General features: G+C 70.2%; 12 protein-coding genes and 1 pseudogene. 11 read left to right on the top strand and 2 right to left on the bottom strand.

The genetic code is table 11. The features are described from left to right. The first annotated feature begins 536 nt into the window (after window positions 1-536). Entirely contained in the window at window positions 537-1,373 is an 837-nt protein-coding gene (locus A176_RS19820) for a ThiF family adenylyltransferase (protein ID WP_002635071.1), read from the top strand. A 22-nt stretch (window positions 1,374-1,395) separates the two neighbouring features. On the opposite strand, the gene A176_RS19815 is transcribed toward A176_RS19820, so the two are convergent. Further along, the gene (locus tag A176_RS19815) at window positions 1,396-1,842 is read right to left on the bottom strand and encodes a hypothetical protein (protein WP_044890108.1); all 447 of its coding nucleotides are present in this window, start codon (window positions 1,840-1,842) and stop codon (window positions 1,396-1,398) included. A gap of 212 nt (window positions 1,843-2,054) precedes the next feature. Continuing rightward, window positions 2,055-4,427: a penicillin acylase family protein gene (locus tag A176_RS19810; protein WP_226993930.1), complete on the bottom strand. Its 2,373-nt coding sequence runs from the start codon at window positions 4,425-4,427 to the stop codon at window positions 2,055-2,057. Between the two features lie 282 nt (window positions 4,428-4,709). Here A176_RS19810 and A176_RS19805 point away from each other — a divergent pair, with 282 nt between their 5' ends. The 10 genes and pseudogenes from A176_RS19805 to A176_RS40600 all read left to right on the top strand — a co-directional run bounded on the left by A176_RS19805 (window position 4,710) and on the right by A176_RS40600 (window position 19,711). After that, window positions 4,710-5,354, top strand: coding sequence for a CDP-alcohol phosphatidyltransferase family protein (locus tag A176_RS19805; RefSeq protein ID WP_002635074.1), 645 nt, complete (start codon window positions 4,710-4,712; stop codon window positions 5,352-5,354). Between the two features lie 156 nt (window positions 5,355-5,510). After that, complete coding sequence (locus tag A176_RS19800; RefSeq protein ID WP_002635075.1) at window positions 5,511-8,477, top strand: choice-of-anchor D domain-containing protein; 2,967 nt, start codon at window positions 5,511-5,513, stop codon at window positions 8,475-8,477. Between the two features lie 123 nt (window positions 8,478-8,600). Then, window positions 8,601-8,987 (top strand): hypothetical protein, encoded by a 387-nt coding sequence (locus A176_RS19795; protein WP_226993929.1) that lies wholly within the window; start codon window positions 8,601-8,603, stop codon window positions 8,985-8,987. Between the two features lie 187 nt (window positions 8,988-9,174). Further along, a pseudogene (locus tag A176_RS40715) lies at window positions 9,175-9,363 on the top strand (serine/threonine protein kinase); the annotation flags it as partial. Between the two features lie 214 nt (window positions 9,364-9,577). Continuing rightward, a complete protein-coding gene (locus tag A176_RS40710) occupies window positions 9,578-11,431 on the top strand; it encodes a serine/threonine protein kinase (protein WP_250635848.1) in 1,854 nt (617 codons plus the stop codon). 19 nt (window positions 11,432-11,450) lie between these two features. Beyond that, complete coding sequence (locus A176_RS19785) at window positions 11,451-13,682, top strand: serine/threonine-protein kinase (protein WP_002635078.1); 2,232 nt, start codon at window positions 11,451-11,453, stop codon at window positions 13,680-13,682. 468 nt (window positions 13,683-14,150) lie between these two features. Beyond that, the gene (locus A176_RS19780) at window positions 14,151-14,675 is read left to right on the top strand and encodes a MerR family transcriptional regulator (RefSeq protein ID WP_002635079.1); all 525 of its coding nucleotides are present in this window, start codon (window positions 14,151-14,153) and stop codon (window positions 14,673-14,675) included. 42 nt (window positions 14,676-14,717) lie between these two features. Then, window positions 14,718-15,209 (top strand): sigma factor-like helix-turn-helix DNA-binding protein, encoded by a 492-nt coding sequence (locus A176_RS19775; protein ID WP_002635080.1) that lies wholly within the window; start codon window positions 14,718-14,720, stop codon window positions 15,207-15,209. A 104-nt stretch (window positions 15,210-15,313) separates the two neighbouring features. After that, on the top strand, window positions 15,314-16,858 hold the full coding sequence (gene purH, locus A176_RS19770; RefSeq protein WP_002635081.1) for a bifunctional phosphoribosylaminoimidazolecarboxamide formyltransferase/IMP cyclohydrolase: 1,545 nt from the start codon (window positions 15,314-15,316) through the stop codon (window positions 16,856-16,858). A gap of 3 nt (window positions 16,859-16,861) precedes the next feature. Next, window positions 16,862-19,711, top strand: coding sequence for a zinc-ribbon domain-containing protein (locus A176_RS40600; protein WP_002635082.1), 2,850 nt, complete (start codon window positions 16,862-16,864; stop codon window positions 19,709-19,711).

The raw sequence follows: 19,711 nt of genomic DNA, 5'->3' as shown, positions 1-19,711 counted from the left end.
TGCCAACGACAGACATGCCAACGAAACACAAAGGAAGAACACGGAACGCATACGGACCTCGGATCGACTGAAGGGGTACGGGGGAGTCGAGTTACCGCCGGCCCATGACTCCCCTGGCGTGTCGCCCTCTGAGCAGATTCCACGCCAATCCCTAAACCCCTGTAACTCCTGGAGTGTTCTCCAGGTAGGGACTTCATGAGTGAAGGCCACTCTGGATCGAACCTCTGACATCCCCTGGTCGGTGGCTCACTTCCGCGACTGCTTCACTGCTGAAGCCCGCGCGTCACCGGTGCGGTCACCTTGCGACTCCAAGGAAAACCGGCAGGGGCTGAGAGGAAATGGCGACGAACGCAGGCAAATGACCACAGCCACGTAGAACGAGCAAGAGTGGATTAGTACTTCAGTGGGGGCGGATTGCCCGGGTCCAGACGGCACCAGGTGACGTGGGAGGGTTGTTGAACACACGCCCCATGGGGCTCTCGCCACCCTCCGGGGTGGGGCGCAGATGGAAGGCTGGCGCCAACGCGGGAGGGCCCATGGTCGAGCAGCGATTCCAGCGCAATCTGGGCGTGGTGGATGAGGTGACGCTGGACAAGCTCGCACAGACGCATGTGTTGGTCGCGGGCGTGGGCGGCGCGGGAGGCCAGTGCGCGGTGGACCTGGCGCGGCTGGGTTTTGGCGGCGTGACGTTGGCGGATTTCGACGTCTATGAGCGCCACAACATGAACCGTCAGGTGGGCTGTTTCGAAAGCACGTTGGGCCGCGCCAAGGTGGAGGTGGTGGGGCGCATGTGTCTGGACATCCACCCGTCGCTGCGGCTGCGTCAGGTGTCCGAGGGCATCACCGCGGAGAATGTCGAAGCGGTGCTCGACGGTGGGCGCGGATTGCCACCGGTGGACTACGTGGTGGAGGTCATCGACATCGCGGGGGCGCGGGAGAAGGAGGTGCTCCACCGCGCGTGCCGCCAGCGCGGCGTCCCGGTGATGACGGGGCTGATGCTGGGCTTCGGCGCGGCGTTGCACGTCTTCCAGCCGGACGCGCCGCTGTATGAAACGCTCTACATGCTGCCGGACGGCCGCATTGACTTGCCGGCCATCATCCCGCACCTGGGCAGCTACATGCTCCGCGAGTACATGGACGCGTGCTACCAGGGCCGGGGCCACGCGCCCACCTGCGTCGTGGGCGCCACCAGCGCCGCGGGGATGATGGTGACGGAGCTGGTGCGCGCGGTGATGCACGGGCCCCGGGCGATGGTGTCGTGGCCGGAGTACCTCTACGTGGACTTCTTCGACCACTGCCTCGTCCGGGGCCGCGCCGCGCCGGCGTCCCAGCCGGCCGCGCCGCAGGTGGCCGGAGGACCGCCTCCGCGTTGAGGGCGGCCCCCCAGGCCCGGGCTCAGACGACGCCGCGCGCGCGGGCTTCTTCGATGACCTTCACGCCGTCCACGCTCAGGCTCTTGCCGATGTAGGGCGCGACCAGGTCCGCGTGTTTGTGGACGCGGTGGAAGGCCTCGTCGAAGGTCCGAGTCACCAGGTTGATGCCGGAGATGATGACGCGCTGAAGGTTGTATTGCAGTTCATTGCCTTCGACGATGGCGTGAATCTCCGTGAAGAGCGGGCGCGCGTCCGAATGGAAGGTGGACAGGTTGCGCCGCTGCTCGGAGTTGGGCACGGCCGACTTCGGCGAAAGGCTGGCGACGAGGACGAGCGGATGCTGGAGCTGCTCGTACGTGCCCTTCATTTGATGAAACACGGCATGGATGTCCTCCTGGTTGGGCGGCGATTCCCAACGAAGGAAGAACACTCTGCCGATGACGGCGGTCTTGTAGACGGGTGTAGCCATGATGTCCCCCTGCGCCTGCGGTGATTCCACCGGGAAATCCCGGTGCCCCCTTCGCCAGGAACGAACGACGGTGCCTGGCGGTCTGCACGCCCATTGGCGCGCGAGCTGGCGGCGGAAGGAATCGGACTGCGGGGCGGACATCTCCGGCGGAACACTGCCCCGCCGGGCCATGGGGTGTCCGGCCCCCGACGCATCGGGGGCCGGACGGGACATCAGTTGCCGGTGAGCGAAATCTGCTCGGCCGGCGCGGCGGCAATCTCTTCGGGGGTGAAGAGGATGGGCCGCCACTGCTTCTGGGAGAACAGCCGCGTCTGGTCCGCGTAGTACGGCGACGCCGGGTTGCTGGACTCGCTGTACGTCAGCAGGGCGCTGGCCTGCACGCCGCTCGGCGTGAACTCCATGGCCATGATGAAGCTGCTGCCGCTGTTGATGACGTAGCCGCCCTGGCTCAGCGCGGTGCGCGAGTTGATGACGGCGCCGCGCGTGAGGCTGTTGTAGTCCGCGTTCGGCGTGGTGGACTTCAGGTTGCCGAAGTTCACGATGTTCGCCGCGCCGTCATAGTTGCCGCCGCCGTGGATGGGGATGCGCTCGCCGCGCACGCGGGTGGTGTACTGCGCCTCGCCCAGGGGCAGGTCCAGCGCCAGGCCGGCCGCCGTCAGCGTGCTCACGGCGCGGGCCAGGTTGGTGAGGACCGGGTCGGCGCCCTCGGCCGGCGCGGGGGCCAGCGTGTGCGGCGTGGTGATGGGGTGGGTCACGTCGAAGTCCGTGGCGTACAGCGTCGGGCCGCCCGACAACTGCGGCATGGTGTACGCGCCGGTGAACTCGCGCCAGACGATGGCGCCCACGCTGTCCACGTCGAAGCGGCGGTCCCACTCGGCGAGCAGCGCGCAGGCCTGGCTGATGTCCACGGTGCCGTTCTGGTAGGGCACCGTCGTCTGGCCCGTGCAGCGCTCGATGACGCCGTCGAGGAGCAGCTCCGCCATCATGCCCCGGTTGTTGAGGATGGCCGTCTCCAGCTCCTGCCGGGTGAACAGGCCGTCCGCGCCGGACGCGCCGCCCTCGCGGACCTCGGTGAGCATCACCGCGTTGAGGCGCGTGCGCGGCGACTGGGGCACGCCCTCCAGGCCGTGCAGGGGCGAGAAGCCCGTGAGCGGCGCGGCGGGGTTGGCCAGCCAGTAGCTGTCATTGGCGTTGAACACGAAGTCGGTGCGGTCCAGCTTGGGCACCTTGCTGAAGGGCACCAGGCCCGGGCTGCGCGCGCCCGCTTCGTCCTGCCACTCGTTCTGCGAGTTGCTGCCGTCGAGCAGCACCAGGCCCATCTGCTGCCAGATGAGGGTGGTGGCCGGGTCGAGCCCCTGACGGGCCGCGTTCCACGTCGCCAGCGCCACCGGCGACAGGTTGGCCGTGGGCGTGGCGTCCGTGTACCAGGTGTTGCCCTCGCGGTCCGCCGCCATGGTGTTGACCCAGGGGATGCCCTGCTCGCGCTCGTAGACGCTCTTGAAGTCCGCCATGCTGGTCGCCTGGTTCATGCCCAGGAACTGCGCCAGCAGTGAGTTGTTCTCCAGGTTGGCGTCGCGGTAGGTGAGCACCGTCTGCTGGGTCCACTCGGCCATGCCGGGGATGGAGATGATGGGGCCGTAGTGGCTGAAGTAGATGCGGCGGGGGACGTTGACGAGCGTGCCGTTGTCCAGGCGCACCAGGATGGTGATGTCCTTCCAGGTCATCTCCCGCTCTTCGCCGTCATACATGTATGAGGTCGGCTTGCCCGGCACCAGTTGGAGTCCGTACAGCGTCATGCGCTGGCCGGACGAGAAGGTGTGCGTCCAGGCGATGTCCTTGTTGAAGCCGATGAGCACCGCGGGCACGCCCAGCAGGCCCACGCCGTACACGTCGAGCTGGCCGGGGACGGTGAGGTGGCTCTCCCACAGCTTGAGCTCGCCCTCCCAGGGGAAGTGCGGGTTGGCCACCACCATGCCGTGGCCGGTGGCGGAGCGCTCGCGGCCAATGGCCCAGCCGTTGCTGCCCACCTGGCTGAGGTCGGGCCGCTGGACCTTGACGTAGTCCCGGTCCGGCACGCCGGAGGCCGTCACGTTGGGCGGCGTCGCCGCGGCGATGGCGAGGACGAGCTGGTAGCTGCTGCCCGTGAGCGCCACGCTGTATGCGTAGGCGAGCAGGTCCACGTCGGTGATGGGGCGTACCCACGCGGCGTTGGTGCAGGGCGCGGGGAGCTGCGCCTTCGGCGTCTCCTCGATATAGCGGTTGAAGCCCGCGGCGTAGCCCTTGAGCATGGCCTGGAGGTTCGCGGACTGCCGGGAGAGCTGCGTCGTGGCGCGCTCGTGGAGTCCCAGCGCGCGGTACGCGTAGTCGCTGCCCGCATAGGTGCTGCCGGGGCCCATGCCCATGAAGCGCGCGCGCTCACCGCGCACCTTCAGGATCTGATCCGACAGGATGCAGACGTGGTCCTGGGCGAAGGCGTAGCCGTTGCCGTAGGCCACGCTGCCCATGTCCTTGCCGGTGATGTGCGGCACGCCGTGGGCGGTGCGGCGGATGGTGACTTCGTACGCGGGGGTGGTGGGTTCGGGCACGACGCCGGAATCGTCGTCGTCGCCGCACGCAGTGGTGAGCACCAGGCTCAGGCTTGCGGCGAGGGTGAGCTGCCAGCGGTTGTTCCGAGTTTTTTGGAACACACCGCGCCGAAGGGGCGAGGAGATTTTCGAGTGCATGACAGCGCGGAGCGTAGGGAGCGGTCGATCACACCGTCAAAAGCTTTCTGAAACGCGAGTGTGACTCGCACCCGCGGACACAACGCACTGTGGCAAGAACGAGCTTCCAGTGACGCATGAGGGGTGTGGTAGGACAATGCGCATATGTCGACAGAGCAGCCCCGTGCCCGTCGCCCGCGCCGCCACTTCTCGATGATTCGCACGTTCGTGCTCGCTGACTTCGTGACGCTGGGCAACGGCTTCGCGGGGGCGGGCGCCATCCTGGCGGCCATGCAGTACCTGGCCTCGGGGGACGTGGACTGGCTGTGGGTGGCCTTTGGCCTGATGCCGGTGGCGTTGGTGATGGACGTCATGGACGGCCGCATCGCCCGCTGGCGCTTCAAGAAGTCCCCTCTGGGGGCGGACCTGGACTCCCTGGCGGACGTCATCTCCTTCGGCATGGCCCCGGCGGCGCTGGCCTTCGCGGTGGGGATGCGCGGCTCGTTGGACGTCGCGGCGCTGCTCTACTTCGTGGCGTGTGGCATCAGCCGGCTGGCGCGCTTCAATGTCACCTCCGCGGACCTGTCCGACGGGACGGGCAAGGTGAAGTACTTCGAGGGCACGCCCATCCCCACCAGCCTGGCGCTGGTGATGGTGCTGGCGGCGGTGACGTGGGCGGGCCGCATCGGTCCGGACCTGTGGGGTGGGGTGTGGCGGCTGGGGCCGTTGACGCTGCACCCCCTGGCCCTGATGTACGTGGCCAGCGGCAGCGCGATGATCAGCAAGACACTGCGAATCCCGAAGATTTGATACCGGACAGTCGCTGACCCCTGGGCACGGGCTTTCCCACGTGTGGCTGGTTGCCCACCCTGGAGTGGGTGCCTAGCTTCGCCACCGTTGCTTCCGCCCTGCCTCACGTGAGGCATTTGGCGGCCAAGGCCGATGGTGACGGGGAAGGGGTGGGCCATGACGGGGCGCTGGGGCTGGTTGGCCCTCGCGGTGGTGGGGCTGCTCGCGGGGTGTGCGGATCGCGAACGTTCGACGCTCGCGGACGGACGGCTGACGGCGACGCCCGGTGGCGTCGACTTCCAGAAGGTGGCCATCTTCGATGCGCGCGAGGCGGAGATTTCGCTGCGCAACGTGGGACGGGCACCGGTCGACGTGAACGAGGTCTGGGTGGAGGGGCCGGAGGGCTCCTACCGCGCCGAGTTCACCCATGAGGGGCCTCACAGCCTCCAGCCGGGGAGCGCGTGCTCGCTCCGCGTTCGCTTCGCGCCGCCCGCGGAGGGCGCGCAGCCGGCGATGTTGGTGGTGCGCTCGGATACACGCATCGAGCCCTTGCTGCGCATTCCCCTGACGGGGCATGGCGTGGACGCTTGGGCGCGCGTGTCGCCGCGGCGGCTGGACTTCGGCCGCATCGAGGCGGACGCCACGAAGACGCTGCCCCTGCGGCTGGAGAACCCCACGGAGCTGCCCGTGGAGGTGTCCCCGCGGCTGGTGGGCGCGGACCGCGACGAGTTCAGCGTGGAGGCGGTGACGCTGGCGCCCGGTGAGAGCCGCGAGCTGCCGGTGACGTTCAGCCCCGTGCGCGTGGGCCGCAAGCAGGTGGCGCTGGCGGTGTCGCCGTGCCGCGGCTGCGCGGACGTGACGGTGCAGGTGGCCGCCGAGGCGCTGGAGCGCGCGGTGGTGGCCGAGCCCCCCGTGCTGGACTTCGGCGCGGTGCCGGTGGACCGCAACGCGGTGCTCGAGTCGAGCATCCGCAACATCAGCACCGAGCCGGTGACGGTGACGCAGTTGACGTTGGAGGGCCGCAACGCGTCCTTCACGCAGCACAACGTGGGCTTCCCCCTGGTGCTTCAGCCGGGCGAGGTCCGCACCTTCACCATCCGCTACAGCCCGGACCATCAGGGCGCGGCGCAGGACACCGCGCTGTACCACGTGGAGAGCCGCCGTCACCCGACGACGCCCGTGGAGCTGCGTGGTTACGGCGGCGCGCCGGAGCTGTGCGTGTCCCCGTCGTTCTACGACTTTGGCACGCAGCCCCTGGGCGCGAAGGTTCGCGTCATCATCAACGTGAAGAACTGCGGCGCGTCCAATGAGGGCGGGCTCACCATCAACACGTTGGAGTGGCTGCCGCCGCAGGGTGGGGCGGCCCAGTTCAACCACACGCCACTGGCGCTGCCGGTGACGCTGCCGCCGGGCGGTGAGGTCAACCTGGAGGTGTTCTACGAGCCCACCGAGCTGCGCGCGGCCGAGGGCTCGCTGGTGATGACCACCAACGCCTTCTCCGCCGCCACGGTGCAGATGGACTTCCGTGGCAACACGGAGGCGCACGCGCCCTGCGAGCTCACGCTGACGCCCGAGGCGCTGGACTTCGGCACCATTCCGCCCGGGCAGGGCGCGGTGCTGGGCCTCAAGCTGGAGAACCGCGGCGCGGACCTGTGCCCGGTGAAGAACATCCGCCTGCGGGATGACGCCGGCGGCGTGTTCACCCTGCCGGGCGGGGACCTCTACGGCGGCATCATGTACCCGGGCGACTGGTTCAGCTTCCAGGTGGCCTTCATGGCGCCGGTGGCGGGTGGCACCTTCACGGGCACCGTTCAAATCGAGCAGATGCAGCCGGCCAACCCGGTGCTGCTGGTTCCGCTGGTGGCCAACACCCAGGCGGTGTGCCTGGTGGCGTCGCGCCGCTACATGGACTGGGGCGTGGCCCGGCCGGACTGCCCCGCCGAGCCCATGGAGGTGAACTTCCTCAACGCCTGCGCCGCGCCGGTGACGGTGAGCGACGTGTGGATTGGCCCCGGCACCACGGATTCGGAGTTCGGCCTGACGGAGCTGCCGGACCCCATTCCCTTCGTGCTGCCACCCAACGAGGCATTCACCGTGGGCGTGGAGTACCTCGGGCTGGTGTCGGGCATGAACCTGTCGCCGCTGTACGTGGGCTCCAGTGATTTGCCGGCGCCGCTGATGGTGCCGCTCGTGGGTGAGTCGTCGATGCGCGTGGAGCGCACGGACACCTTCGTGCAGCAGGACGTCAGCAAGGTGGACGTGTTGCTGGTGGTGGACAACACGGCGTCCATGGCGGTGGAGCACCCGCGGCTGGTGGACGCGATTCCCACCTTCGTGCAGACGGCGTTGGACCGGGGCGTGAGTCTGAACGTGGCCGTCACGACGACGGGCATCCAGCCGGTGTCGCAGCCGGACCCGATGAACGCGTGCCCGGGCGGCGCGGAGGGCGGCGAGGCGGGCCGGTTCTTCCCGGTGGACAATTCGCTGCCGCGCATCCTCACGAACGCGACGCCGAACCTGGCGCAGCAGCTCCAGCAGAACGTGCAGGTGGGCCGGTGCGCGGAGGTGGAGCAGGGCTTCGAGGCGATGCGCCGCGCGCTGTCCCGGCCGCTGGTGAACAGCGCGGATGACCCGCGCACGCCGCTGCCGAACGACGGCAACGCGGGCTTCCTCCGCGAGGAGGCCGCGCTGGTGGTGCTCTTCGTCAGCGACGAGGACGACCATTCACCCGACGCGGTGGACACCTACGTGGACTGGGCCCAGCAGCTCAAGGGGCAGAACCAGCCCCAGCGCGCGACCTTCTACGCCATCGCTCCGCCCCCGGAGGGCTGCGCCACGGCGGGTGGCGCCGGGCCTCGGTACGCCCAGGCCACCGCGCGGACGGGCGGCGAGGTGCTGAACGTCTGCGCGGAGGACTACCGGCCCCTGCTGCAGGCGGTGGGGGACAAGGCCTTCTCCGCTCAGGAGCGCTTCCCGCTGAGCGACATGCCGGAGCCGGGCTCGGTGACGGTGACGGTGAATGGCACGCCGTCCACCTCCGGCTGGACCTACGACGACGCCACCAACAGCGTGGTGTTCGACGTGGTGCCTCCGGCGGGCACGCGCATCTCCATCAACTACCGGCGCTCCTGTGACGCGATGTAGCGCCCCGTTGTAACGCCGTCGAAGGGCCGTTCATCCGGCCCTCGACGGCGGTGTCAGTCCCCGGTGCTACAGGTCTGCTTCCGCCTGTGCGGATGACCAGAAAATTGGAGGTCACCTCGCGGTGTGTACCCTGAGGTCGTACCTGCAGATGCCGAGGAGGCACCCGGTGAACTCCCAAGACTTCGATGCTCCGACGACGCGCACCGCCCGGCCCGCTCCCAAGGCACCGGGACTGCGCGTCATCCGGGGGAGGGGCAGCGGCGGAAGGAGGAGCCGCTCGCTTCCCGGGACGCCGTGGCCCGGGTGCTGATGGAGGCGGGGGCGGACCTGCTGCTGCGGCGGATCAGCCCGGCGCGGGCGGGGGAGATCGAGCGGAAGGTGGACCGCGTCCTGGACCTGTTCGACCGGGTGGATGTGGCCCCAGTCCTGATGCCGGTGCTGAAGCGGCATCTGGACGAGCTGGAAGTGCTGATGCGGGAGACCCGCGAGGTGCGGGCCGCCCGGAGATAGCCACAAAGGCGGTTTCCGGGTCGCTTGGGGGTTTGACCCTCCTTCCCGGTGCGCTTACGCTCGGGTCCTTCCCGCGCCCGGAACTCGGGGCCACTTTGAGTGTGGTTGTCCGGGGGCCGGTCAGGTCGCCGTGTCCATCGAAACCTATGGCAGGTACCAGCTCCTGAAACGTCTCGCCACGGGCGGGATGGCGCAGATCTATCTTGCGCGGCCCCAAGGGGCCGAGCTGGACAAGCGGGTGGTGGTCAAGCGGATCCTCCCGCACCTCGCGGAGAACGACGACTTCGTCAAGATGTTCCTGGACGAAGCGCGCATCGCCGCCCGGCTCAACCACCCCAACGTCGTGCAGATTTTCGACCTGGGCGCCCAGGACGATTCCTTCTTCATCGCCATGGAGTACATCCACGGCGACGACCTCCGGCAGTTGTGGAAGCACTCGGAGCTCCGGGGCAACCGCTCCCCGTCGCCCTGGTCTGCCGCATCCTCATCGAGGCGTGCGCCGGCCTGGACTACGCGCACAAGCGCACGGACCCGTCCACGGGCCGGCCGCTGGGCATCGTTCACCGTGACATCTCCCCCAGAACATCCTCGTGAACTTCGAGGGTGGGGTGAAGGTGGTGGACTTCGGCATCGCCAAGGCGGCGGATCAGGCCACGGTGACGCGCTCGGGCGTGCTGAAGGGCAAGTACTCGTACATGTCGCCGGAGCAGGCCGCGGGCATGCGCGTGGACTGCCGGTCGGACATCTTCGCGCTGGGCATCGTGCTGTACGAGCTGCTCACCGGCACGCGCCTGTTCAAGCGCCCCAACGACATCCAGACGCTGACGGCCGTGTCCGAGTGCCGCGTCATCCCGCCCTCGCAGGTGACGACGCGTGTCCCGGCGGACCTGGACGCCATCGTCCTCAAGGCGCTCGCGAAGGACGTGTCGGAGCGCTACCAGGAGGCGGCGCAGCTCCAGCACGCGTTGGAGGACTGGCTGAGCGCGCGCCCGTTGCCCGCGTCGACCCAGGACCTGTCCGCCTTCATGAAGGCGACCTTCGCGGAGCGGCTGGCCGAGGAGGCCCGGGTGGGCGACGTGGAGGGCGAGGACCTGGATTCGAGCATCGGGCGCTCGGATCTGCCGCGCAGGACGACGGGGCTCCGGCCCGCGCTGCCGCCCCGTCCGCCGCCCTTGTCTCCAGAGGACGACGCGACGGCGGCCCTTCGCCCGCGCCCCGCCTCCCGGACGGGCCGCTTCGAGGTGGAGCCCGAGAAGCCCGCGCCGCGTGTCACGGGGCAGCGGCGCGCATTGGAGCCCGATCGCCCCTCGCGTTCCGGCATGGGGGCGTTGCCGTCACTGCCTCCCTTGCCCGCGGTGGAGGAGGACGCGCCCACGGTGGATGCGCGCGCGGCCGCGCGGTGGACGCGAACGGATGTGAAGCTGGGTGGGGCGGCCGCGGCGCCGACGGACCCCCGGGGTGCGCCTCGGCCGGGGCTGGGGCGCTTCGACGCGGCCGGGCCGGTGGATGACGAGGACGCGCCCACGCTGGATGCCCGCGCGGGTGCGCGGTCGCAGGTCCGGGGCGGACACGTCGTGGAGGAGGACGCCCCCACCATCGCGATGCTCCCGGACGCGGGGCGCCCGTCGCGGGTGGTGATTCCGCTCGCGGAGGGCGAGTCGCTCGAGGAGGACGCGCCCACGCTGTCGCTGGGCATGTCGCGGCGCGGGAAGCGCGCCCCGGAGGCGGCCAGCAAGTCGTGGCTCTACGTGAGCATTGGCCTGCTGTTGATGTTGGTGGCGGGCGTGGTGCTCTGGTCGTGGTTGGATCGCGCGGTGGTGGTGCCGGTGGAGCCCGAGGTGGCGATGCCGCCCCCGGTGCCAGTGCCGGTCGTCGAGCCGGTGGCGCCGCCCACGGAGTTGCCGCCGCCGCCCGTGTCGCCCCCGGTTCCAGTGGAGGCCGCCCCCGCGCCGGTGCGGCTGCGCATCGAGACGCAGCCGGCGGACGCGGTGGTGCTCGTGGATGGCCAGCGTCAGTCGGGAAGTCCCGTGGTGCTCGAGACGACGGTGGGCAAGCAGGTCGCCGTCCGCGTGGAGGCCGAACGGCACCAGGCGCAGGCACGCACGGTGACGCTGGGGGAAGACGCCGAGCAGGTGGCGCGCTTCGTCCTGGAGCCCGAGCCCCGACCGGCGGCGCCCGCGTCGGCGGTGGTGAGAGAGCCGCGGGTGGTCCGGCAGGAGCCGCGTCAGGAGCCGCGCACGGCCCGGGTCCGCTTCGTGGTGACGCCGTGGGCGGAGGTGACGTGTGGAGGCAAGCGGCTGGGCGAGACGCCCTTCGAGGCCGTGGAGCTCCGCGTGGGCAGCTACGACTGCCGGTTCGCCAACTCCGACCTCAAGAAGACGCTCAGTCGACGTATCGAGGTGAAGCCCATCGACCTCAACGTCGTGAGCGTGAAGTTCGAATAGGCATGTCTGGGATGCTCCCGTGACGCTCGAAGCCGGCACTCACATCGGCAAGTACGTCGTCCGCCGCAAGCTCGCCGAGGGCGGCATGGCGGAAATCTACTTGTGCACGGCGCGCGGCGCGGAGGGCTTCGAGAAGGAAGTCGTCATCAAACGCGTGCGCGCGTTCCTCGCGAGCGACCCGGAGTTCGTGGGGATGTTCATCGCGGAGGCCCGGCTGGCCTCGCGGCTGAACCACGCGAACGTCGTGCAGATTTTCGACTTCGACAAGCACCAGGACACGTACTACCTGGCCATGGAGTACGTGCGCGGCTGCTCGCTCTGGGAGCTGCGCAAGCGGGGCAAGGAGCTGATGGAGCCGGTGCCGCCGATGCTGGTGGCGCACATGGGCGCGGAGATCGCGCGGGGCCTGCACTACGCCCACCGGGTCCGCGTGAACGGCCAGCCGTTGGACCTGGTGCACCGCGACGTCACGCCGCACAACGTGCTCCTGTCGTTCGACGGCGCGGTGAAGCTGACCGACTTCGGCATCGCCAAAGCGGGCAACAAACTCACGCAGCCCGGCGTGCTGAAGGGGAAGTTCGCGTACATGTCGCCCGAGCAGGCCCGGGGCGAGGCCGTGGACGCGCGCACCGACATCTTCGCGCTGGGCGTGGTGTTGTGGGAGATGCTCACGGGAGGCCGCCTGTTCGACGGTGACTCCGAGGTGGCGGTGCTGCGCGCGGTACAGCAGAGCGCCATTCCGCCTCCGGCCCGTCTGAATCCCGATGTGCCCGCGGACCTGGACGCCGCCGTGGTCCGGGCCTTGGACCGGGACCCCGCGCTGCGCTTCCAGACGGCGGCCGAGTTCGAGCGCGCCCTGGCCCAGTGCGTGCTGACGCATGCGACGTCCGTGGACGACACGGACTTGAGCGCCTTCATGCGGCGGCTGTTTCCCACCAGCCTCACCCAGGCGATTCCCGCGGTGCAGGAGCGCACGGACGTCGTCGCGGGAGGTCAGGTGCGGGAGGCGGCGCGGGTGCCGCGTGAGCCCACCGCGGTGATGGTGCCGTCCGGCCGCAACGGCATGGCGCTGGCGACGTCGCCGGATGAGGACGTCAATGCGCCCACCTTCGTGCTGCCTCGACGTGGCGAGGAGGCCGCGCTGGTTTCGGCGCCGCTGCCGCCCATGGCCACGCCGATGATGCCGCTGCCGGCCGTGCCCTCGTCGCCGGTGCCTCGCTTCGCTGCGGCGGAGCGGCCGTTGGCGGTGGATGGGGCGCGGTCCGGGGATGCTTCGGAGCCGAGCGCCGGGTCGGCGTCGCGTGACGACGTTCCGGCCGGGGGCGCCGCGGGTTCGGAGGCTGGCGCGGTGAAGGCTCCCAGCCAGGGGGAGGGTGTGTCCTTGGTGGAGGGGGCGCGGACGCCGAGCCAGGGCTCGGGGCTCCCTGCGATGGGAGCGAGGACGCCCAGTCGCCCCGAGGGCCTTTCGTCCGTGCCGGAGCCTTCGAGCCTGGGGTTGGCCAGTGCGTGGGATGACGAAGAGGACGACGACGAGCTTGCTGCCGCGTCGAACTCAGCGCCCGATGCGCAGCCCTCCGCGGCGAAGGTCGAGGCGCGGCCGGCGGCTTCGAGCGTGACGCCCGACGCGGGTGTGCCTTCCGGCGCGAGCGCCCGCCGTCCGTGGGCGCTGGGGCTGTCGGTGGCGCTGGGGCTCGCCGTCATCGGTGGCGGCGGTGTGTGGGCGCACTCGCGCCTCTCTTCGCATCCCTCCATCGTGCCGGAGTTGTCCGAGCAGCAGGTGCTGCGGGCCGAGCCGCCCGTGCCGGAGTCCGCTTCGAACATGCAGGCGGCTGCTCCGGATGTGGCCGCGCCCGCCGTGGGCGTGGCGACTCCGCCAGAGGACACCCAGGAAGGGGAGTCCGCGAGCCCGAGTGGCGCGGACGCCGAATCCGAGGTGGACGGGCTGATGCGTGAAGAGGTGCTCGCCGCCGCGGCGCCATCGGCGGAAGTGGCTCCGACCGACGCCGAGGCGCAGCCGACGGCTCGCGCGGCGCCCGCTGGTGGCACGCTCCAGATTCAGGCCGCGCCGTATGCCACCGTGTTCATCAACGGCAAGCGCATGGGCGAAGTGGCTGGGCGCGCTTCATACCGGCTGCCGGCTGGCGTCCACAAACTCGTGTTCGAGCACCCCACGGGCGAGCGGCGCTACGACGTCACTGTCACGGCGGGCGGCACCGTGAGCCGAGAGTTCCGCGCTCCCAAGGCACGCTGAATCCCGTCGGCCGCGTGCCGGCGGAAGTCCATGACGCTCCGGGGCCTGGGAGCCTCGTTACCTGCGCGGATGGGGCCGTCGGTGCTCAGCCATCACGCCACTCCCGCTAGACCCCATCTCCCAAGGTCCAGTCGCGCCTCCCCGGGCCCGGGGAGGGCACCTCCGCCTCGCGCATCGTCGCGCGCTGCTTCTGGCGCTGATCACTCCCGCTAAACCCGCGCGCGGACCCAGGTCCCCGGCCACCCGCCGGGCCGCCATGCGCACGCCAAACGTCCGGTCCTGAACGCGCCCGTCCGGCCCCTCGAACCCCCGGCCGTCAGGCCCTCAAACCACCTCCGCCCACCCCGTTCGCCAACTGTTCTCCGGACGCGCGATTCGGCCGCCGACGGCTGCTTGCCTGGTGGTCTGCCTTGACACCGAACGGTCGATTCTGGCACTCAGTGGCCCCCATTCAGTGGATTATATTCAATGGAATCCATGGACCTGCTGGCTCCAGAGGAGATTGCTCGGATTGAGCGCGAGAACGCGGGCGGCCTGCCCGCGAGCGCCATCCTGGAAATCTTCCGGCCTCGGGGCGTGCGGCTGTCGGAAGCGACGTTCCGGAAGTACGTGCAGGCAGGCCTGCTACCCAGGAGTCGCCGGGTGGGCCGGAAGGGGAAGCACCAGGGGAGCCATGGGCTCTACCCGGTGGAAGCGGTGCGCCGCATCAATGTCATCAAGAAGATGATGGCGGAGGGGCACACCCTGGAGGACATCAAGCGGTCCTATGTCTTCCACAGCAACAACATCGACCAGTTGGAACGGGACCTCGAGGGAGTCCTGGACGGGTTCCAGGAGGAGCTGGGGGACCGCGCCTTTGGGGGGGAGCATCGGCGAACGCTTGAGGCACAGTTGGCAACCTTGCGGCAAAGAGCGCAGGATCTGGTCCGGGATGTCGCCCGGTTGGGTAGTGCCGTGACCGCACGCGCAGACGAAACGATCCGTTCGCAATAAATTACCCGGGAACCGGGTAGGCTGGCCTCACGTGGAGGGGACATGTCGGAAGTGAAGCAGCTACAGGAGGAGGGGGGAGACCAGGAATCGGACCAGGCGCAGGAGCGCCGCCGTTCCAAGACGATGTCGCGCAAGGAGATGGCGCGAGACCTGCGGAGGCGGCGCCTCACGGGTCAGGTGGACCCCGAAGAAGCCGACCTGCTGAAGCAGATGGACGACACGCGCCCCCGGACCCGCGCGGACTGCATCAACGGTCCCCGGCCGTGCAACTTCGTCTCCTGCAAGCACAACCTCTATCTGGACGTGAATCCGGAGACGGGGTCCATCAAGCTCAACTTCCCGGACAAGGAGATCTGGGAGCTGGAGCACACCTGCGCCCTGGACGTGGCGGAGAAGGGCGGCATCACGCTCGAGGAGGTGGGGGAAATCATGAACCTCACCCGCGAGCGCATCCGCCAGGTGGAGACGCGCGGGCTGATGAAGCTGCGTGAGGCCACCGAGGCCGAGCCGCCGGTTTCGGCGCGCAAGCCCTGATGCATCGGGTGGTTTCCACCCGCGAACGGAGGGCCGACGTGTTGCGTTGACACCCCTGGGGGTGGTTGCTACTACCGCCGCTTCCCGCACACCGAGGCCCACACGTGCTGGCTCTCCTGAGCGTTTCCGATAAGCGTGGTCTGGTTCCCTTTGCCCAGGGGCTCGTCCGCCTGGGCTTCCGGTTGCTGTCCACCGGGGGCACGTTGGAGGCGCTCAAGGGCGCGGGCGTGCCTGTCACGAAGGTCTCCGAGCACACGCAGAGCCCCGAGATTCTGGGTGGCCGCGTGAAGACGCTCCACCCTCGCATCCACGGCGGAATCCTGGGGCGGTTGGAGCTGGACGCGGACCGGGAGGAGATGAAGGCGCACGGCATCGAGCCCATCTCCCTGGTCGCGGTGAACCTGTATCCCTTCCGGCAGACGGTGGCCTCGGGCGCCTCGGAGCCGGACGTCATCGAGCAAATCGACATTGGCGGCCCCGCGATGGTGCGCGCGTCCGCGAAGAACTTCCGGCACGTCTCGGTGGTGGTGGACCCGGACGACTATCCGGCGGTGCTGGCGGAGCTGGAGCAGCAGAAGTCGGTGGGCGAGGACACGCGGCGCCGGCTGATGCGCAAGGCCTTCGCGCACACGGCGGCCTACGACGCCTCCATCTCCGCGTGGCTGTCCGCGCAGTCGGGTGAGCCCTTCCCCGGCGAGCTGTCGTTGGCGTTCCAGAAGGTGCAGGACCTGCGCTACGGAGAGAACCCCCACCAGCGCGGCGCCTTCTACCGGGAGCACTCCTCCCCCCAGGAGCCGACGGTCGCCTTCGCCAAGGTGCTGCAGGGCAAGGAACTCTCGTACAACAACATCCTGGACCTGGACGCGGCGCTGGGGCTGCTGCTCGAGTTCCCCGAGTCGCCCGCCGCGGTCATCATCAAGCACAACACGCCGTGCGGCGTGGCGGTGGATGGCGCGCTGGAGAAGGCGTACCGGACGGCCCGCGCGGTGGACGAGGTCTCCGCCTTCGGCGGCATCGTGGCGCTGAACCGCGAAGTGGACGCGGCCACGGCCCAGGCCATGGCGGAGACGTTCCTGGAGGCGGTCATCGCGCCGTCGTATTCGCCCGAGGCGCTCCAGGTGCTTTCGGGGAAGAAGAACCTGCGCCTCCTGGAGGCGGGACCGGCGCTGGCCAGTCCCCAGGCGCGGCCCCGGGCACAGTTGGACGCCCGAAGCGTGTCCGGCGGGCTGGTGCTGATGGACCGGGACGCCGTGGAGCCGCCGCTGTCCTGGAAGGTGGTGTCAAAACGGTCCCCCACCCCCGAGGAGGAGCGCGCCATGCGCTTCGCCTGGAAGGTGTGCAAGCACGTCAAGAGCAACGCGATTGTCTTCGCCTCCGACGACCGGCTGCTGGCGCAGGGCGGGGGGCAGACGAACCGGGTGGACTCGGTCCGAATCGCGATGCAGCGCGGCGGAGCGGCCCTCCAGGGCAGCGCGGTGGCCTCGGACGCGTTTTTTCCATTCCGTGACGGGCTGGACGAGGCCGCCCGGGCCGGGGCGACCTGTGTCGTACAACCCGGCGGTTCGGTTCGTGACGCGGAGTTGATTGCCGCCGCGGATGAACATGGGATGGCCATGGTGCTGACGGGAGTGCGACACTTCCGGCACTGAGCCATGCGCATCGTCTGTCAGAAATGCGCGGCCGCCTACGCGATCGATGACAAGCTCATCACCGCCAAGGGTGTCCGCGCGCAGTGTCCCCGCTGCCGGAACCTTCAATTGGTCCGGCGAGATCCTTCGGCCGCGCCCGCCCAGGCGCCGCAGCCGCCGGCCCCCGTCACCCTGACGCCCGTCACCGGAGCCGCGCCCGCGTCGAATCCGGCGGACGACCTCTTTGGTGACTTCGGCGCGCCTCCGCCTTCGCCGGGCGGCGCGCCCGCGGGTGCCTCGCGCGGCGGGAAGGAGGCTCCGGGCTCCGACCTGTTCGGCGACCTCGGCGCGTTGCAGTCGCCAACGCCGTCGTCCGCGCCTCCGGTGGACCCCTTCGCCGACCTGGGCGCGCCGGCCTCGGGAGGCGGACGGCCCGAGGCGGAAGACCCGCTGCTCGACTTCCTCGGACCTCCGCCGTCCGCGCCTTCGGGGACGGACACGTCGCCGGCCCGCGCGCCGAAGGCGGCCGCCGCGCCCCAGCCCGCGAGCTCGGCGTGCCGCGTCTGCCAGAAGGCGCTGACGGATTCCTTCGACCAGGCGCTGGGCGTCTGCGACGACTGCCGTCAGTCCGGCGCCGCGGATGCGCCCCCGGCCACGGGGGAACGTCCGGCCGCCGCGGCGGGCAGCTCCGACTTCCTGCCGCCCATGTCGGACTTCGGTGGGGCCGCGGCCGAGACCTCGGATTCGCGAGCGGAGCCTGGCTCGGGCTCCGAGTCGCGGAGCGGCGCGCGCATCCCCATCAGCACCGACATCATCCCGGACATGGGCCCGGAGCCGCGCAGTGGCATCCGTGCCTCCGCGCCGTCGTTGGGGGCCGAGCCGCGCAGTGGCGTTCGACCGTCTCCGGCCAGGACGGTCTCCGCGCAGATTCCCGCGGCGGGTCGCTCGCGCGGCGGGAAGGGTGTGCTCGTGGCCGGCCTCGTGGGGCTGGTCGTCATCGGTGGAGGCGTGGGTGGCTACATGCTCTACCAGGAGCAGCAGGGCACGCGCCGCGCCGCCACGCCCCCGGCGGAGGCCGCCATTCCGGACGCGGTGCAGGCGGTGCTGCCGCGCTGGAAGCTGAAGTTCCTGGAGATCACCGGCACCAGCGCGGAGCGGCTCACGGAGGGGCAGCAGCAGCTCGCCCGCGACGAGCGCTTCGCGTACGCGGAGGCGGAGGAGTCCTTCCAGCAGGCGCTGCTGTTGGACCCTCGCAGTGACGCGGCCATCGCGGGCTATGTTCAGGCGCTGGCGTTGGGCCGTGGCGCGCGCATGGACGAGGCGACGTTCCAGGAAGCGCGTGGGCTGCTGACGGCGGCGGAGTCGCGGTCGGGACGCACGGCGCCGTTGCTGCTGGCGCATGCGAACCTCCTGCTCGCGCGGTCCGGTCAGCCGGAGCAGGCGCGGCCGCTGGCAGAGGAGCTGCTCTCCCGCGCGGAGCTTCCGGACACGCAGAAGGCCGAGGCGCACCTCGTCCTGGGCCGCACGTGGCTGTCGTCCTCGCGAGAGCTGGCGCGCAGCCACTTCGACTCCGCGCAGAAGCTGTCGCCGGAGACCAAGCGCCTGCACTACTACCGCGCGCTCGCGCACGTCTCGGGCGGCGAGTACTCCGCCGCGCTGGACACCTTGCGCAAGCGCCTGGAGACGCACCCGAAGGACTGGGACAGCCTGGCGCTCACGGCCCGCATCTATCAGGAGGTCGGCGAGCCCTCGGAGGTGCGCAAGCTGTACGAGGCCCGCGTGAAGGCGGAGCCGGGTGAGCTGCGCGCGCTGTTGCCCCTGGCGATGTTGCGCTACCAGGCGGAGGGCAACGCGGCGGGCGCGGTGCGCGAGCTGCGCGCCCTGCTGAAGAACCGCTCCCGTTATGCCGGGCCCGAGGTGGCGGAGGTGCTCGTCCACCTGGCGGGCGCGGAGCGCACCGCGGGCGCCACGGACGCCGCGGTGAAGGCCGCGGAAGAGGCGTTGCAGTTGGAGAAGGCGCTGCCCGAGGCCCACCTCCAGCTCTTCCTGGTGGCCCTGGGGCGCCGGGACGCCGAGAAGGCACGGGCCCAGTGGCCCGGCTTCCGGGGCCAGTTGGAGAACAGCGCGCTGGAGAAGGTGCTCGAGGGCCGGCTCCTGCTCTTGGAGAAGAAGCCCCTGGAGGCGCTGGAGGCGTTCCAGTCGGCGGTGAGCCTGGACGCGCGGCGCCTGGACGCGCAGTTGCTGGCGGGGGTCGCCGCGGCGAGCGCGAAGCGCCGGGACGACGCCTTCCGCGTGTTGCACCAGGCGCTGCAGTCGGACCCGCTCCGGCTGGAGCCGCGGACCGCCATGTCCGCCTACTGGCTGCGCCCGCGCGAGACGGTGGAGGGCGTGGAAGGCGCCATCCTGGCGCTGTCCGAAGGCGCCGAGGACCCCTCGCCGCTGCTGTACGAGGGGCTGCTGCGCTACCACCAGCACCAGTTCGACGCCGCCGACCGTCACCTGCGCAGCGTGCTGGAGGTGGACGCGAACAACGCGGGCGCCCTGGCCTATCGCTCGCTCATCGCGTTGGAGCGCGGTGCCACGGCGGAGGCCCGGCGGTTGGGAGAGCGGGCCGCGGCGGCCGGACGTCAGCACCCGGTGGCGCACCTGGCGCTCGGGATGGCGTTGGCGGAGTCCCGGCAGGTGGAGCCCGCGAAGCGCGCGCTCCGGGACGCGTTCTCGCTGGCGCCGACGCTGCTGTCCGCGCAGGCGCGGCTGGCGCAGTTGGAGTCCCCGCAGGGCAAGGACGCGGCGCGGGACACGCTGGTGAAGGTGGTGGGGTTGGACCCGTCGTACCTCCCCGCGAAGCGGATGCTCTACCTGTTGGAACGGTGA

The sequence above is a fragment of the Myxococcus hansupus genome (genome assembly GCF_000280925.3).
GTDB lineage: Bacteria > Myxococcota > Myxococcia > Myxococcales > Myxococcaceae > Myxococcus > Myxococcus hansupus.
This window is presented reverse-complemented; position numbering and strand designations above follow the sequence as displayed.

Coding starts and splice junctions, on each gene's coding strand:
- A176_RS40600 (WP_002635082.1), top strand. CDS start 16,862: ATGCGCATCGTCTGTCAGAAATGCGCGGCCGCCTACGCGATCGATGAC.
- A176_RS19820 (WP_002635071.1), top strand. CDS start 537: ATGGTCGAGCAGCGATTCCAGCGCAATCTGGGCGTGGTGGATGAGGTG.
- A176_RS19800 (WP_002635075.1), top strand. CDS start 5,511: ATGACGGGGCGCTGGGGCTGGTTGGCCCTCGCGGTGGTGGGGCTGCTC.
- A176_RS19815 (WP_044890108.1), bottom strand. CDS start 1,842: ATGGCTACACCCGTCTACAAGACCGCCGTCATCGGCAGAGTGTTCTTC.
- A176_RS19805 (WP_002635074.1), top strand. CDS start 4,710: ATGTCGACAGAGCAGCCCCGTGCCCGTCGCCCGCGCCGCCACTTCTCG.
- A176_RS19780 (WP_002635079.1), top strand. CDS start 14,151: ATGGAATCCATGGACCTGCTGGCTCCAGAGGAGATTGCTCGGATTGAG.
- A176_RS19775 (WP_002635080.1), top strand. CDS start 14,718: ATGTCGGAAGTGAAGCAGCTACAGGAGGAGGGGGGAGACCAGGAATCG.